Raw genomic sequence first — 14,822 nt, forward strand, 5'->3', positions numbered from 1 at the left:
CGGTGCGCTTCCGCGTCCGCGGCCCGCGAAGACCCGGTTCCTCCCGAGTTATTGACTGATCGATCCAGCACGTCTACCGTATGAGAACGATCAGTCAACAACTCGGACGGAGCTTCTCATGGATGCAGCACTCAGCGGTCGGACGGCCCTCGTGACGGGCGGGACCTCGGGCATCGGCCTCGCGGTCGTCCGCCGGTTCGTACAGGAGGGCGCGCATGTGTTCGTGACCGGCCGCCGGCAGGAGCAGCTCGACGCGGTGGCGGAGGAGCTCGGCGACGCCGTGACCGTCGTCCGCGCGGACGCCGCGGAGCCCGACGGCGCGCGAGCGGTCTTCGACGCGGTCGCCGCCCGCGGGTCCGGTCTCGACGCGGTGCACGCCAACGCGGGCGGGGGCGGGTTCAAGGACCTGGCCGACGTGACCACTGACGACATCGACGCGGCCTTCGCGACCAACGTCCGCGGCACCGCCCTGACGGTCCAGGGGGCGCTCCCCCACCTCACCGACCGGGCCGCGATCGTGGTGACCGGCTCCACCGCGGGCTCCGGGACCGAGAAGAGCTTCGGCCTGTACGGGGCCTCGAAGGCGGCCGTCGCCACGATGACCCGCACCTGGGCCGCCGAGCTGGCGCCGCGCGGCGTCCGGATCAACACCGTCGTGCCCGGGCCGACCGAGACGCCCGGCCTCGCGGCCCTGGCCCCGGGCGACCCGTCCGCGCTCCTCGAGCAGATCGCCTCCGGCATGCCGCTCGGCCGGCTGCTGCGCCCCGAGGAGGTCGCGGCGACGGTGCTCTTCCTCGTCTCCGACCAGAGCTCGGGCATCACCGGCGCGGAGATCCTCGTCGACGGCGGCGCGTCCATCGCCTGAGCCCGGAGCGCCGAGCCCGAGCCCGAGCCGGGAGCCCCCTCGGACCCGGAGCCCGACCCGCGCCCGTCCCCTCGATCCGCGGACCCCGTGCGGTGGGACAGGATGGACGGGCCACCCGACCAGGAGGACGATCATGCCCCGACCCCGCACCTTCGACGAGGCCGACGTCGTCGCCCGCGCCCGGACGGCCTTCGCCGAGACCGGGTACGCCGGCACCTCGCTCGACACGCTGCTCGAGGCGACCGGCCTGGCGCGGCAGAGCCTCTACAACGCGTTCGGCGGCAAGAAGGAGCTCTTCATGCGGGCGTTCCTCAGCGACACCGCCGAGGCGGTCGACGCCGTGGAGACGATCCGCCACGGGACCGAGAGCCCGCTGGCGCGCATCCGCTCGCAGCTCGTGCGGGTGGCGGTCGAGCACGGCGCGGCGCAGTCGGCTCCGTCCCTGTTCACCCGGACCGCGGTGGAGCTCTCGGCGCGCGACCCCGAGATCGCGGCGACGGTCGCGACCGCGTTCGACGCGATGCGCTCGCACTACGCGGCCTGCATCGACGACGCGCGGACGGCGGGCGAGATCGACGCCTCCGCCGATCCGGAGGCGCTCGGCGCCTACTTCTGCGCGGTGCTGGAGGGGATGGCTCTGCTCGGCGCGTCCGGCGCACCCCGGGCGACGCTCCTCGGCATCGGCCTCACCAGCCTCGCGGCCGTCCCGATCACCGAGCTCGGCCGCGAGCGCCTCGGCACGGGCGAGGGCGACTGGTCCTGAGGCGCCCGGGCGCCCGCCATCGAGGGATGCCTGCCGCCCACTGTCCAGGATCTGTCGCACTCGACACCCCACTGCGACGACTCCTGGAGAGTCGAAGGGGGGCGGCCGTCCCGAGACTCCAGGAGTCGTCGAGGCGGCCGCCCTGCAGCGACCCGCGTCAGGGCTGCGTGAACGCGACCTTCTGCACGCTGGTGCGGCCGTCGAGCGTCGTCGTCGTGATGCGCATGCTGTACGACCCGGCCGGGGCGGCGGCGCCGTTCGTCAGGCGTCCGTCCCAGGCGAGGGTCTGCCGGCCCGCGAGGTGGCTGATCGACGAGGTCAGCTGCTTCGCGACTCCGCCGGACGCCGTGAGCACCGCGACGCTGGTCGTCGCGCCGTCGCCGGTCATCCAGTCGAGCGTCGTCGTGCCGCCCGGGCGGGTCACCGCGGGCGCCGAGACCACGAACGCCGGCGTCCGGCCGAGCGTCGCGGTCGCGTGGCCGTCGGCGACGGTCAGCGCCGTGCTGCCGGCGGTGGTCCGGATCGACGCCGTCGCCCCCGAGACCTGCACCGAGGCCGTCGACGGGCCCGCGGTGTAGAGCGCCTGCACCGTCTCGGTCGGCGTCTGCAGCACCGTCCCGTGCAGGTTCACACCGTAGTCGGCGGTCACGTCGTCGATCGAGACCGTGCCGGAGGAGACGCCCGACATCGCCTTGTAGACGAAGGCGTCCACGAGCTTCACCGGGTAGTCCCACACCCCGTCGCCGTCGCCGCCGGAGTGCGTGTAGTTGGCGTTCAGCCCGTCCGAGAACAGCGTCATCTTCTGCCACGGCGAGCCGCCGACGTTGCCGACGAGGCCCTGGAAGGTCTCCCCGGTCGCATCCTGCAGCTTCAGGTAGACGGGGCTGGTGCTCGCGTCGCCGCTGACCCGGACCGAGACCGCCGTCGGCGAGCCGGGGAGGGTGCGCGAGGTGTGCAGCTGCGCGCCCTTCGAGGCGCCGGAGAAGTCGTACGTCAGCTTCAGCGCGCCTGAGCCGGAGTAGCCGGTCGACGTCGCGGCCAGCGAGGCGGTCCCGCCGCCGATCGGCGCCACCGCCCATCCACTCGTGGAGGCGAGGTCGTCGACCTTCACCGGCGAGGCGGAGGCGGTCGCGCTCGCCCGGCCGACCGCGGTGCCGGTCGCGAGGACCGCGCCGACCTCCTTCAGCGCCGCGTACGCGGGCTTCTGCCGTCCGGAGCGCTCGGTCACCGAGAAGGTGTCCAGCGGCGCCTGCGGGTCGGGGCCTCCGACGAGGTTGTACCAGGCGATCGCCTTGATCCCGCGGGCCGCGGCGTCGAGGTAGGAGCGCGAGAGGTACGACGCCTGGTCGGCCTCGCTGGTGGCGCCGGTGCAGGTGGTGCAGGTCGCCCAGCTGACCTCGGTGATCCACAGGCTCCGGCCCGGCGCGCTGCGGGTGAGGAAGTTCTGCGCCGCGTCGAGGTAGGTCGGGATCGCTCCGGTCTCGGGCGCTCCGTCGACCGTGTAGGTGTGGATCGCGAGTCCGTCGAAGGAGTCGCCCGCCCCGGCCGCCAGCACGCCCGCCATGAACGGGTCGCTGAACTGGTCGAGCCCGCCGACCAGCACGGTCGCGGTCGGGTCCACGGCCTTGATCGCCGTGTACGCGGCCTTCAGCATCTCGCCGTACTGGCCGGCCGTGGCGCCTCCGCGCCAGTAGTAGTCGGTGTTCGGCTCGTTCCACACCTCCCAGACGTGCACGCGGTCCTTGTACCGGGCCACGGTCGCCGCCGCGTACGACGCGAAGTCGGCGTTGCTGCGCGGCGGGTAGTACTGGGCGTCCTCCGCCGCGGTGCCGGCCGGGGCCGACGAGGCCCAGGGCGCGGAGTAGGCGAGCTTCCCGATCATGTCGACGTTGCGCGCCTGGCTGATCGCGACGGCCTGGTCGAACTTCGCCCAGTCGTAGAAGCCCTTGCGCGGCTCGACGCGCTTCCACTCGAACTCCTCGCGGGCCCAGCGCACCTGCGCGTCCTCGAGGAGGGCGGCCTGCCGGTCGGCCTCGACGGGCGAGTCCTGCTCGGTGAGGAAGCTGTTGATGCCGCTGATCGACGTGGGCGACGCCTCGGTGACCCGGGCGCTCACTCCGGTGAGGTAGGGGCGGGTCGCCGTGGCGGCTCCCGAGAGCGCGCCGTCGGCGGTCGTGTCCCAGGTGAGGCGGCCGGCGATGCTGCCGGCCATCGCGGCTCCGCTGTCGTCGGTGCCGTCGTAGGTCGCGGTGATCTCGCCCGCCGCGGCGGCGGTTCCGCCAAAGGTGCGGGTGCGGCCGGCGCTGTCGCGCAGCACCAGGGCGTAGTCGCCGGGCCCACCCGCCGTGAAGCGGACGGTCGTGGTCGCGGCGTTCTCGCGCGAGAAGCGCGCGGCGCTCGCGGTCGGCAGCGTCCAGTCCTTGTCGAGCACGCGCAGGTTGTCGAGCACGACGGTGCCGGTGGCGGGGGCCGAGGCGCCGTTGCGCACCACGTTGATCCGCACCAGCGAGACCGGGTAGTCGAGCACGCCGTCGTCGTTGCCGAGGTGGGTGTTCGCGGCGGGCGACCGGAGGTCGATCGTCGCGGTCGTCCACCGGCTGAGGCTCATCGCGTCGACGCGGTAGAAGAACATCTCGCCGGTGGCGTCGCGCAGCTTGAGGAACACGGTGTTCCAGCTGCTGTCGCCGAGCAGGTCGACCTTGAGCGCGGTCGCGGGCTGCGTCAGCAGCGGCACCGGAGTCGTCGCGGTCTCGATCTCGGCGTCGGCGCGGGAGAGGTCGTAGGAGATCTTCAGCGCGCCCGAGCCCTCGGTGCGGGTGGCCGAGGTCGAGGGGGTCGCGGTGCCGGCGGCCTGCACCCAGTCGGTCCCGGCGGAGTCGAAGGACTGCGCGAGGCTCGCGTCCGCGTCGATCTCCGCAAGGGTCAGCAGGAGCGGGATCCCGCTGCGGGTGGCGTTCGAGGCGAGGACGCCGTCGTCCGTCCCGTCCTGCGAGAAGACGCCGCTGACGTCGCCGCGCATGCGGGTCCCGGAGTCGTCCGAGCCGTCCCAGGTCAGGGTGACCGGGCCGGCCGCGGCCGCACGCCCGGTGATCGTCTTCACGCGCCCCTCCTTGTCGCGCAGCTCGAGGAGGTGGTCGCCCGGGCCGGCCGCGGTGAAGGAGAACGAGGTGGTCGCCGAGGCGCCGGGGGTGAAGAACGCGGTCGCGGCCGTCGGCAGCGACCAGCCGGTGGCGAGGGTGCGCAGGTTGTCGAGCACGACGGTCCCGGTGGCGGGCTGGCTGCCGTTGCGCACGATGATCACGCCGGAGAGCTTCACCGGGAAGTCGAGCACCTGGTCGCCGTCGCCGCCCTCGATCAGCGCGGCCGGGGCGGTGAGGTCGACGTCGATCGTCGCCCACGCCGTCGAGCGCATCGCGTCGAGCCGGTAGGTGAAGGCCTCGCCCGAGGCGTCGCGGAGGCGCGTGTAGACGGTGTTGTAGGTGCCGTCGCCCTTGAGGTCGATCCGGAGCGACGAGGCCGGCTTCGCGATCACGGTCGCGGGAGTGCTCTGCACCGTCTCGACCAGGCCCGACGAGACGTCGTAGTCGATCCGCTGGGCGTAGGAGCCCTGGGTCTTCTGCGCGCTGGTGCGCGAGACCGCCGCCGAGCCCATCGCGACGCTCCAGCCCGACGCCGCACCCTCGAAGCCCTCGACCACGCTGGTCGTCGACGGCTGCGCCGCGGCGACGGTCAGCAGGGTCGGAGTCGCCGAGCGGGTCCGCGACGCGGAGAACTGCCCGTCCGGGGTCGAGTCCTGCAGGAAGGTGCTGCGGATCGGGCCGTCCATCTCCTGTCCGTCGTCCGCCTTCCCGTCCCACTGCACGGCGGTCTCGCCGGGCTCCGCGAGGGTGCCGGTGAGGGAGCGGCTGCGGCCGGTGCCGTCGCGGAGGACGATCATCCAGTCGCCGGCCGTGGCGGCCGAGAACGCGAGGCTCGCGACTCCGCCCTCCGACGGCACGAGGAACTCGGTGTCGGCGACCGGCATCGTCCACCGGCTGCTCACCGCGCGCAGGTTGTCGAGCACGAGCGAGCCGGTGGCGGACTGCTCGCCGTTGCGCACGACGTAGAAGCCGGTCAGCGTCAGCGGCATGTCGAGCACGGAGTCGGCGTTGCCGCCCTCGGCGAGCACCGGGTCCTGGGTGAGGTCGATGGGCACCGTGGTCCAGGTGGTCTGCCGCATCGCGTCCATCCGGTAGGTGAACGCCTCGCCGCTCGCGTCGGTGACGCGGAGGTAGACCGTGTTGTAGCTGCCGTCGCCCTTGAGGTCGACCTTCAGCCCCGTGACCGGGCCGGTGGCGACGTCGAGCGGAGCGGTCCGCGTGATGCCGGCCATGCCGTCGGTGAGGTCGTAGTCGACGGCGAGCGCGTCGGTGCCCTCGGTGCCGGCCGCGCCGCCCCCTGCCGCGGAGGCGCGGCGCAGGGTGGCGGATCCGGTGGCGACTCCCCAGCCGGCGTCTCCGCCGTCGAAGGCCTCGACCACCGAGGTCGCGTCGGGGTCGTCGGCCGCGGCCAGGGTGAGCAGGAACGGGACGCCGGTCGTCGTCGCGGCGCCGAGGGAGCCGTCGGCCGAGTCGTCCTGGCGGAGCACCGCGCGCACGTCGCCGGTCATCGCGGCTCCGGAGTCGTCGCGTCCGTCCCAGTCGACGGCGACGGGCCCCGCCGCGGCGGCCGTGCCGGTGAGGGTGCGCGAGAGCCCGGCGGCGTCCGCGAGCCGCAGCTCCCAGTCGCCCGCGGATCCGGCGTCGAAGGAGAGCGCGGCGCTCGCCCCGGCGGCGACGTAGGTCGACGCGGCGACGGGGAGGGTCCAGCCGGTGGTGTCCGCGCGCAGGTCGTCGAGGGCGAACGTGCCGGTCGGCGGCTGCTCGCCGTTGCGGACCACGAGGACGCCGGCCACGGTGAGCGGCGCGTCCATGACTCCGTTGCCGTCGCCGCCGTCGCGGGCCACCGGCTCCGCGGTCAGGTCCACGGTGAGCGTCTGCCACTGGGTCGAGCGCATCGCGTCGACGCGGTGCACGAAGGTCTCGCCGCTCGTGTCGCGGACCCGCAGGTAGACGGTGTTGTAGGAGCCGTCGCCGCGGAGGTCGACCGTCAGGGACGAGGCGGGCGCGGGGATGACGGGCGCCTGCAGCGGGTCGAAGCCGAGCTCGGCGAGCCCCCCGGTGACGTCGTACGAGACCTCGAGCGACGAGTCGCCCTCCGTGCTGTCGTCGGAGACGGCCGTGGAGGCCGTGCCGGTCACCGTCGCGAGCGCGGGCGAGCCGCTCTCGAAGCCCGTCACGGGACTGGTCCCGGGAGTCGCGGCCGACGCGGCGCTCGGCGCCGTGAGCAGGCCCGCGACGAGGGCGGCGGTGACGAGGAGGACTGTTCGGGCACGGGACATGGGGGCACTCCGCTGGGCGTCGGATCGAGGATCGAACGCTCGCCTGGGGGTGGTGGCGAGCCGGCCGCATCGACGACCTGCGCGTCACGCTAGGACCGGCGGAGGTGCTCGGAAGGGTGCGGAGGAAAGCTCGATTCGCCCGCACTCGAAGAGGGGTGGCGGGCCGGGGCGGATCCTCTCGGGCGATATCACGAGGGTCGATCCGCGCGCCAGCCCTCGCAGAGAGGGCAGACGGGGCGCTGAGAGGAACGCTATCCCGTGCGGCGCCGGAGCGCACGCACCACTTCGTTCGAGTGCTCTCAGGTCCAGTCGAGAGCGGAGCGCTCGGCCCAGTAGCGGGCCGGATCCACGGCGAGCGCCGGGAGATCCGCGAGCTCCACAGGCTGCGCGCGCAGGTTGGCCCGCAGCTGCTCCGGAGTCGCCGCGCCGCTCAGCACGACGTCGGCCCAGGGCTGCGCGAGGGCGGCCCCCAGGGCGACGGCGTCCGGCGCGGCGCCGGCGTGCTCGATCGGGTGCGCGACGAGCCTCCCGTTGGCGAGGGCCTCCTTGACCACCACCAGCCAGCCGTCGTCGTGCGCGGCGGCGAGCGCCCGGCCCGCGGACTGCTCGAGCGGGTTCCACGTGCTCTGGACCGCGCTGAACGGCGACTCCGGGATCGCGCGGGCGAGCTCGATCACGCGCGCCTGCTCGGGTCCGCTCGTCGAGAGGCCGACCCGCACTCCGGAGCCGGCGAGGCCGCGCAGGCGGTCCAGCAGCGGGCGGTCGGTGAGGGCCGGGCTCTCGGGAGTGATCGAGTGGACGAGGTAGGAGTCGGGCGCCGAGCCGAGCGCGTCGAGCGTGAGCGGCCACTGGCGGTCGAGCATCGCGACCGAGTGCTCCTTGCGCTCGTGGACCGGCGCGTCCATCGCCCACCCGCCGACGTACTCGTAGCCCCACTTCGACTCGATCGTGAGCGCCGCCCGCCGCTCCGGATGCCGGGCGAGCCAGCCGCCGAGGAACTCCTCCGCCCGCCCGTAGGAGCGCGCGGCGTCGAGGAAGCGGACGCCGGCGTCCCACGCCGCGTCGAGCAGCAGGTGCGTGCGCTCCCGCAGCGCGTCGACGCTCCGCTCGGCCGCAGGGCCGAGGTCGTCGTCGCGCCCTGCCGTGATGTACGCCGGCCGGCCCACGGCCGCCAGCCCGATCCCGAAGCGCTGCATCCCGCCCACGGTACGCCCGTCCCGGAGCTGCGGCAGCCGCTAGCGTCGAGCGGTGACCTCCGCCCTCGACCGCAGCATCCTCCGGCTCGCCGTCCCGGCGCTGGGCTCGCTGGTCGCCGAGCCGCTGTTCCTGCTCACCGACTCCGCCCTGGTCGGCCATCTCGGCGCCGTCCCGCTCGCCGGGCTCGCGCTGGGCGGCACGGTGCTGCAGACGATCGTCGGCCTGATGGTCTTCCTCGCGTACAGCACCACTCCGCGGGTCGGCCGGGCCCTCGGCGAGGGCGACGAGCGGAGGGCCGTGGCGGCCGGGATCGACGGCGGCTGGCTGGCCCTGCTCCTCGGCGCCGGCATCGCCGTGGTGGGCGCGCTCACCGCTCCGGCCGTCGTGGCGCTCTTCGGCGCGGAGCCGGCGGTGGCGGAGGCGGGCGTGCGGTACCTGGCGGTGAGCATGGCCGGGATCCCCGCCATGCTCGGCGTCTTCGCGCTCACCGGGCTCCTCCGCGGCTTCCAGGACACCCGCACTCCGCTGGTGATCGCCGCCGGCGGATTCGCCCTCAACGCCGCTCTCAACGCCGTGCTGATCTACCCGGCCGGCCTGGGGATAACCGGCTCCGCGCTGGGGACGGTGATCGCGCAGTGGGCCATGCTCGCGGCCTACGCGGGAGTCGCGCTGCGGCTCGCCCGGCGGGTCGGCGCGCCGCTGCGGCCGCACCTCGCGGGCCTGGCCTCCTCCGCGGGATCCGGCGGCTGGATGCTGCTGCGCACAGCGAGCCTCCGCGCGGCGATCCTGCTCGCGGTCGCGACCGCCACCTCGCTCGGGGCGGAGGAGCTGGGCGCCTTCCAGGTGGCGATGACGCTGTTCTCGACGGTCGCCTTCGCCCTCGACGCGGTGGCGATCGCCGCGCAGGCGCTGCTGGGCCGCCTCCTCGGCGCGGGCGACGCCGAGCAGGCCCGAGCCGTCACGAAACGCTGTGTGACCTGGGGAATCGGTGCAGGAGTAGTGCTCGGAGCACTGGTCACCGGTCTGAGCGGTGTCCTGCCGTACGTCTTCTCGAGCGACCCGGAGGTGCTGCGGCTGCTGCCCGCGGCGATCGCCGTCGTGGGCCTCACCGCTCCGCTCGGCGGCTACGTCTTCGTGCTCGACGGCGTGCTGATCGGCGCCGGCGACGGCCGCTACCTGGCGCTCAGCGGCCTCGCGAACCTCGCCGTCTTCGTCCCGCTCGCCCTGCTCGCCCCCGCCGCGCCCGCCGAATGGCGCCTCCTCGCGCTCTGGCTCGCCTTCGCCGTCGGCTTCCTCGGCGCCCGCGCGGTCACCCTCGGGCTCCGGGTCCGCAGCGACGTCTGGCTCCGCTGACCGCGCTCCTCCCCTGTGGAGAAGCCTGTGGACAACTCCGGTCAGCGCGGCGGTGCGCTGGTGTTCCCGCGGTGGAAGACGGCGTGGAAGCAGACCGCCTCCGCCTCCTCGTCGGCCAGGAGCGCGACCGCGGCCCGACCCGCCGCACGGCCCTTCTCGACCGCGGGCTGGGCCATCGTCGTGAGGTCGTACTCGGCCGCGAGACCGGGCACCTGCACGCCGTCGAAGCCGACCACCGAGAGGTCCTCGGGCACGCGCAGCCCGCGCTCCTCCGCCGCGAGGATCACGCCCGCGGCCAGCAGATCGCTCTGCGCGACGACCGCGGTCGGCGGCTCCGCCCCCTCGAGCAGCGTGCGGCCCGCGGCGACGCCCTCGTCGACCGAGCTCGCTGCGGCGGCGACGACCGACGCGTCCGGGAAGACGTCCTGCACGCCGAGGAGCCGGTCGACCGGAGTGATGCTGGGGCTCGAGCGCCAGCCCGGCGGGATCGCGCCGCGGCGGCGGTCCTTCGCGAACGGGAGCGAGACCACCGCGACCCGCTCGTGGCCGAGCTCGCGCAGGTGCTCCGCGAGGGTGCGGCTGGCCTCGCGGTTGTCGAGCGAGATCACGGCGCCGCCCAGCTCCGAGAGGCCCTCGACCACGACGACCGGCACCCCCCGGCGACGCAGCACGGCGACGGAGTCGTCGACCGACGGGCTGCAGCCGACCAGGATCATCGCGTCGACCGGGGCCGTCGCCAGCAGGCCCGCGCCGTCGCCGGTCTCGGTGAGCAGCAGGATCCCGGCGTCGACCCCGCCGAGCACGTCGGCGATCCCGTCGAGCATGGCGATCTTGATCGGGTCGCGGAACGCGTGCAGCATCCGCTCGTCCACGACGACCCCCACGATCCCCGAGCGGCCGCGGCGGAGCGAGCGCGCCCGCGGGTCGGGGCCGGCGTAGTCGAGCTCGGACGCCGCGCGCAGCACCCGCTCCTTCGTGGCCTCCGAGACGGGGCCGGAGCCGCTGAAGACCAGCGAGGCGGTGGAGGGGGACACTCCGGCCCGGCTCGCGACGCGGGCGAGCGTCGGCCGGGGGCTCTTGCGGGGTTCCACGTTCCTCCTCGTGGGGGCGGCGCGCTCGTCGTCGGTTGACCGTCCCCGGGGTTCCGGATAGCTTAGACCGGCTCGCTTCGAATCGATTCGACCGTGCCTCTCGATCCGGTGTCCGGATCCCGCCCGCACCAGGAGAACCGCCATGACCTCGACGTCCGCGCTCACGCGCCCGCAGCTGGTCGCCTGGCGCAACGCCGTCTTCACGATCTTCGTCCTCAGCGGGATCTCCATCGCCACCTGGGTCTCGCGCACCCCCGCCATCCGTGACGAGCTCCAGCTCTCGACCGCCGGAGTGGGCCTGCTGATCCTCTCGATGTCGATCGGCGCGATCGTCGGACTCGCGTTCTCGACGCCGGTCATGGGCGCGATCGGCGCCCGGCGCGGCATGGCGCTCGGCCTCACCGTCTCGGCGGCGGGGCTCGCGGTGCTGGGCGTCTCGGCCGACGTCATCGGCGTCCTCCCAGCGGCCTTCGCCGGCATGGCGATGCTCGGCTTCGGCAACGGAGCGGTCGACGTGATGATGAACGTCGAGGGAGCGGCCAACGAGAAGGCCTTCGGCAAGACGCTCCTGCCGCTGTTCCACGCCTTTTTCAGCCTCGGCACCGTGGCCGGCGCGCTGATCGGCGCGGGCGCCTCCGCCCTGGCCGTGCCCGTCGCCGTCCACCTCGGCGCGATCGCCGTGGTGATCGCCGTGACCGCGGTGATCGCGATCCGCTTCGTCCCGGTCCGCGAGGAGCTCGACACCTCCGGCGCGGCGACCACGGTGAAGCCGCCGGTCCGCGAGCGCGTCGCCGCCTCCCTCGGCGTCTGGCGCGACGGCCGCCTCGTCCTCATCGGCCTGATCATGCTGGGCATGGCCTTCGCCGAGGGCTCCGCGAACGACTGGCTGACCCTGGCGATGGTCGACGGCCACGGCACCGACAAGACGACCGCCGCCGTCGTGTTCGGCGTGTTCGTCGCCGCCATGACCGTCGGACGCGTGATCGGCGGACCCGTGCTCGACCGCTTCGGCCGCGTCCCGGTGCTGCGCGCCTCCGCCGGGCTCGCGATCGTCGGAATCCTGCTGTTCATCCTCGCCCCGGTCGACGCGCTCGTCGTCGTCGGCGCGGTCGCCTGGGGTCTGGGCTGCTCGCTCGGCTTCCCGGTGGGCATGTCGGCCGCGGCGGAGGGGCCGCACTCGGCCGCCCGCGTCAGCGCGGTGGCGATGCTCGGCTACGTCGCGTTCCTGGTCGGACCGCCGGCCATCGGCTTCCTCGGCGAGCACTACGGCCTGCTGAACGCCCTCTTCCTGGTGCTGGCCCTGGTGGTCGTCGCCGGGCTCGCCTCCCCCGCCGCCCGCAGCCGACGGAGCTGACCGCCCCGCTCCACGCGCCTCCGCAAGCCCCCGTGGGGCCCGGGCGCCCCGGCGCGCCTCCCCCTAGGCTTCCCAGGACGGCGGCGGAGGGGGAGCGGATGCGGTACCGAGCGCGCGACGGCGCCCTGCTCCACGTCGACGAGCACGGAGCCGGTCAGGGGCGGCCCCTGGTGGTCGTCCCCGGTGAGCCGGAGCGCCACCCCTCCTATCTCGGCTCGTTCGCCTCGATCGCCTGCACGCGCCGCGTCCTCGTGCTGCACCCGCGCGGAGTGGGCGGCTCCGCGGAGCTGCCTCCCGCTCCCCCGGCCACGACGGCCGCCGACGTGGAGGACCTGCGCCGTCACCTCGGCGTCGACGCGCTCGATCTCGCCGCGCACGACTCCGGCTGCCGCGCCGTCCTGCTCGCCGCCGTGGACGCGCCCGAGCGCGTCGCCCACCTGCTCCTGATCGCCCCCGGCACCGCCTGGCTCGGGATCGACGACCGGGCTGCCGGTCCCACGACTCCCGCCGGCTCCGACGACACCGCGGCGATCCGCGACGCTCTGCAGCGCCTCGACTGCCCCGCGGTCGTCCTCGGCGGCGAGGACGATCCGGTGACGGGCGTCGCCGCTCTGGAGGCGCTCACCGCGCTCCTGCCGCAGGCGAGCCTGGCCGTCATCGAGTCGAGCGGCCACCACCCGTGGGCGGAGGCGCCGGCCGAGTTCGCGGTCGCGCTGCGCGCCTCGCTCTCGGTGCCGCCGCCCGCTCCTCCGCTCGGCCGCCGGCCTCCCGTCGCCGCGCGCTGAGCCGGGAGCCCGCCGGAGCCGCGCCGTCTATCCTCGACGGGTGCGTCTCGTCATCGCGCGCTGCTCCGTCGACTACACCGGCCGTCTCAGCGCCCACCTCCCGCTCGCCACCCGCCTCCTGCTCGTCAAGGCCGACGGGAGCGTCCTCATCCACTCCGACGGCGGCTCCTACAAGCCGCTGAACTGGATGAGCCCTCCCTGCACGCTGATCACGGGCGAGCCCGACGAGGAGGCGCGCACCGCGGGAGTGACGCAGCAGTGGACCGTCGCGCACCGCAAGACCGGCGACGCTCTCGTCGTCTCGATCCACGAGGTGCTGCACGATTCGGCGCACGAGCTCGGCGTCGATCCGGGACTCGTGAAGGACGGAGTGGAGTCGCATCTCCAGCGCCTTCTCGCCGAGCAGATCGGCCTCCTCGGAGAGGGGCACACTCTCGTCCGGCGCGAGTACATGACCGCGATCGGCCCGGTCGACATCCTCGCCCGCGATTCCTCGGGAGCCGCCGTCGCCGTCGAGATCAAGCGCCGCGGCGAGATCGACGGAGTGGAGCAGCTCACCCGCTATCTCGAGCTGATGAATCGCGATCCGCACCTCTTCCCGGTGACGGGAGTCTTCGCCGCTCAGGAGATCAAGCCGCAGGCGCGGACTCTCGCCGAGGACCGCGGAATCCGCTGCGTGGTGCTCGACTACGAGGCCATGCGCGGCACCGACGACTCCCACACGCGCCTGTTCTGACAGGCACGGCGACAGGCACGGCGAAGGCCCCCGCGATCGGATCACGGGGGCCTTCCGCTCACCGGGCGCGAGGCCCGGGAATGCCGCGTCTCACCGGGCCGAGAGCCCGGCGGCCGCTACTTGTGGGCGGCCTGGTAGGCGGCCTGGACCTCGGAGGGGATGCGTCCGCGGTCGGAGACGGGGTGGCCGTTGGCGTTCGCCCACTCGCGGATGGCCTTGAGCTGCTTGGGGTCGCTCTTGGAGGCGGTCGCGACGCTCGTGGCGGCCGCGGGGCGCGAGCCGACGCGGCGGGCGCTCGAGACGAACTTCTCGAGCGCCGAGTGGAGCTCGGCGATGTTGTCGGGGCCGAGATCGATCTCGTAGTTGGCGCCCTCGATGCTGAAGCGGACGGTACCGCCGTCACCGGAATCGATAAGGGTTCCGTCGATATCGTCGACAAGCGTGATCTTCTGGGCCACTTTTCCTCCTGGAGTTCGCGGGACCGGACTGTCTCGACCCGGACCGGGAGAGACATTACCCCCTTTCACAATCGAGTGCGCCATGAATGGCGCCATTCGTCCCTTTCTCGCGCCATGTCGAGGGGAATGTTCAGGATAAGCGGAGGCAATCAGGGCGGAATCGAGCTGTTCGCCACCAGCCGTCGAATAGAGGACACGGTGTCCGCAGACGGCCGTAACGATTCCGGACACCGATCGTGCGCATTCCCGGGAACCGGTCCCGGCGATTCCGATCACGCCCCGGTCTTCGTTAGCGTGGAGTCATGGCACGACGAGGCGGACCCCCTGCACGCCCGGCGCGACCCGGTCCGTACCGCAATGCGGAGGCTCGGGAAGCACTGGAGGCGCTCGTCGCCGCTCCCACCGCCGAGGCCGTCGACCGGCTGCTCGAGGCCTGCCTCGACGGCTCCCTCGTGGTCGACGTCACGGGCTCCCAGCCCGGAGGCGTGCCGCACGTCCGCACCGTCGCGACGACCACCGGGGAGCAGGTCCTGCCGCTGTTCACCTCCACGGACGAGGTGCGCACCGCGGTCCCCCGGCAGCAGCATCCGCGGGTGCAGATGCTGGTCCTCCCCGGACGCGAGGCCTTCGCGCTGATCCGCACCGCCGACTTCGTCGCCGTGCAGCTCGACCCCGGCTCGATCGCCCAGGTCGTCACCCGTTCGTTCGTCGAACGGGCTCTGGACGCCGAACGGCCGTAGAGTGTGGCCCCCGGCGGGGCAGCGCCGGCGTCACCCCGTCCTCCGAGGTCAGGAGCCCGCC

Annotated in this window: 11 protein-coding genes; 7 read left to right on the top strand and 4 right to left on the bottom strand. The window is 73.8% G+C overall.

The genetic code is table 11. The features are described from left to right. Positions 1-118: 118 nt before the first annotated feature. Complete coding sequence (locus GTU71_RS12160; RefSeq protein WP_104282777.1) at positions 119-865, top strand: SDR family oxidoreductase; 747 nt, start codon at positions 119-121, stop codon at positions 863-865. Positions 866-998: 133 nt separating this feature from the next. Next, positions 999-1,628, top strand: coding sequence for a TetR/AcrR family transcriptional regulator (locus tag GTU71_RS12165; RefSeq protein ID WP_104282778.1), 630 nt, complete (start codon positions 999-1,001; stop codon positions 1,626-1,628). 157 nt (positions 1,629-1,785) lie between these two features. On the opposite strand, the gene GTU71_RS12170 is transcribed toward GTU71_RS12165, so the two are convergent. Next, entirely contained in the window at positions 1,786-7,047 is a 5,262-nt protein-coding gene (locus GTU71_RS12170) for a cellulase family glycosylhydrolase (RefSeq protein WP_159940268.1), read from the bottom strand. A 299-nt stretch (positions 7,048-7,346) separates the two neighbouring features. Next, positions 7,347-8,243 carry an aldo/keto reductase gene (locus GTU71_RS12175; RefSeq protein ID WP_104328435.1) on the bottom strand — a complete coding sequence of 299 codons (897 nt, stop codon included), beginning with the start codon at positions 8,241-8,243 and terminating at the stop codon, positions 7,347-7,349. Between the two features lie 52 nt (positions 8,244-8,295). Here GTU71_RS12175 and GTU71_RS12180 point away from each other — a divergent pair, with 52 nt between their 5' ends. Continuing rightward, positions 8,296-9,597, top strand: a complete 1,302-nt coding sequence (locus GTU71_RS12180; RefSeq protein WP_104222620.1) for an MATE family efflux transporter — start codon at positions 8,296-8,298, stop codon at positions 9,595-9,597. Positions 9,598-9,638: 41 nt separating this feature from the next. On the opposite strand, the gene GTU71_RS12185 is transcribed toward GTU71_RS12180, so the two are convergent. Next, positions 9,639-10,688, bottom strand: coding sequence for a substrate-binding domain-containing protein (locus GTU71_RS12185; RefSeq protein WP_244230542.1), 1,050 nt, complete (start codon positions 10,686-10,688; stop codon positions 9,639-9,641). Positions 10,689-10,830: 142 nt separating this feature from the next. Here GTU71_RS12185 and GTU71_RS12190 point away from each other — a divergent pair, with 142 nt between their 5' ends. The 3 genes from GTU71_RS12190 to nucS all read left to right on the top strand — a co-directional run bounded on the left by GTU71_RS12190 (position 10,831) and on the right by nucS (position 13,563). Then, the gene (locus GTU71_RS12190) at positions 10,831-12,042 is read left to right on the top strand and encodes an MFS transporter (RefSeq protein ID WP_104225755.1); all 1,212 of its coding nucleotides are present in this window, start codon (positions 10,831-10,833) and stop codon (positions 12,040-12,042) included. Between the two features lie 98 nt (positions 12,043-12,140). After that, positions 12,141-12,827 (top strand): alpha/beta fold hydrolase, encoded by a 687-nt coding sequence (locus tag GTU71_RS12195; RefSeq protein ID WP_159940270.1) that lies wholly within the window; start codon positions 12,141-12,143, stop codon positions 12,825-12,827. Positions 12,828-12,867: 40 nt separating this feature from the next. Next, positions 12,868-13,563, top strand: coding sequence for an endonuclease NucS (nucS, locus tag GTU71_RS12200; protein ID WP_104247564.1), 696 nt, complete (start codon positions 12,868-12,870; stop codon positions 13,561-13,563). A 116-nt stretch (positions 13,564-13,679) separates the two neighbouring features. Here nucS and GTU71_RS12205 read toward each other — a convergent pair whose 3' ends face one another. Then, the gene (locus tag GTU71_RS12205; protein ID WP_104222624.1) at positions 13,680-14,021 is read right to left on the bottom strand and encodes an Lsr2 family protein; all 342 of its coding nucleotides are present in this window, start codon (positions 14,019-14,021) and stop codon (positions 13,680-13,682) included. A 302-nt stretch (positions 14,022-14,323) separates the two neighbouring features. Between GTU71_RS12205 and GTU71_RS12210 the strand changes: the two genes are divergently transcribed. Next, a complete protein-coding gene (locus tag GTU71_RS12210; RefSeq protein ID WP_104222625.1) occupies positions 14,324-14,761 on the top strand; it encodes an SseB family protein in 438 nt (145 codons plus the stop codon). The last annotated feature ends 61 nt before the right edge of the window (positions 14,762-14,822 follow it).

It is taken from the genome of Rathayibacter sp. VKM Ac-2762 (assembly GCF_009866585.1).
In the GTDB taxonomy this organism is placed as follows: domain Bacteria; phylum Actinomycetota; class Actinomycetes; order Actinomycetales; family Microbacteriaceae; genus Rathayibacter.

Bases quoted from the DNA above. Each gene is read 5' to 3' on its own strand.
- GTU71_RS12175 (WP_104328435.1), bottom strand. From the start codon at position 8,243: ATGCAGCGCTTCGGGATCGGGCTGGCGGCCGTGGGCCGGCCGGCGTAC.
- GTU71_RS12170 (WP_159940268.1), bottom strand. From the start codon at position 7,047: ATGTCCCGTGCCCGAACAGTCCTCCTCGTCACCGCCGCCCTCGTCGCG.
- GTU71_RS12160 (WP_104282777.1), top strand. From the start codon at position 119: ATGGATGCAGCACTCAGCGGTCGGACGGCCCTCGTGACGGGCGGGACC.
- GTU71_RS12190 (WP_104225755.1), top strand. From the start codon at position 10,831: ATGACCTCGACGTCCGCGCTCACGCGCCCGCAGCTGGTCGCCTGGCGC.
- GTU71_RS12210 (WP_104222625.1), top strand. From the start codon at position 14,324: ATGGCACGACGAGGCGGACCCCCTGCACGCCCGGCGCGACCCGGTCCG.
- GTU71_RS12165 (WP_104282778.1), top strand. From the start codon at position 999: ATGCCCCGACCCCGCACCTTCGACGAGGCCGACGTCGTCGCCCGCGCC.
- GTU71_RS12195 (WP_159940270.1), top strand. From the start codon at position 12,141: ATGCGGTACCGAGCGCGCGACGGCGCCCTGCTCCACGTCGACGAGCAC.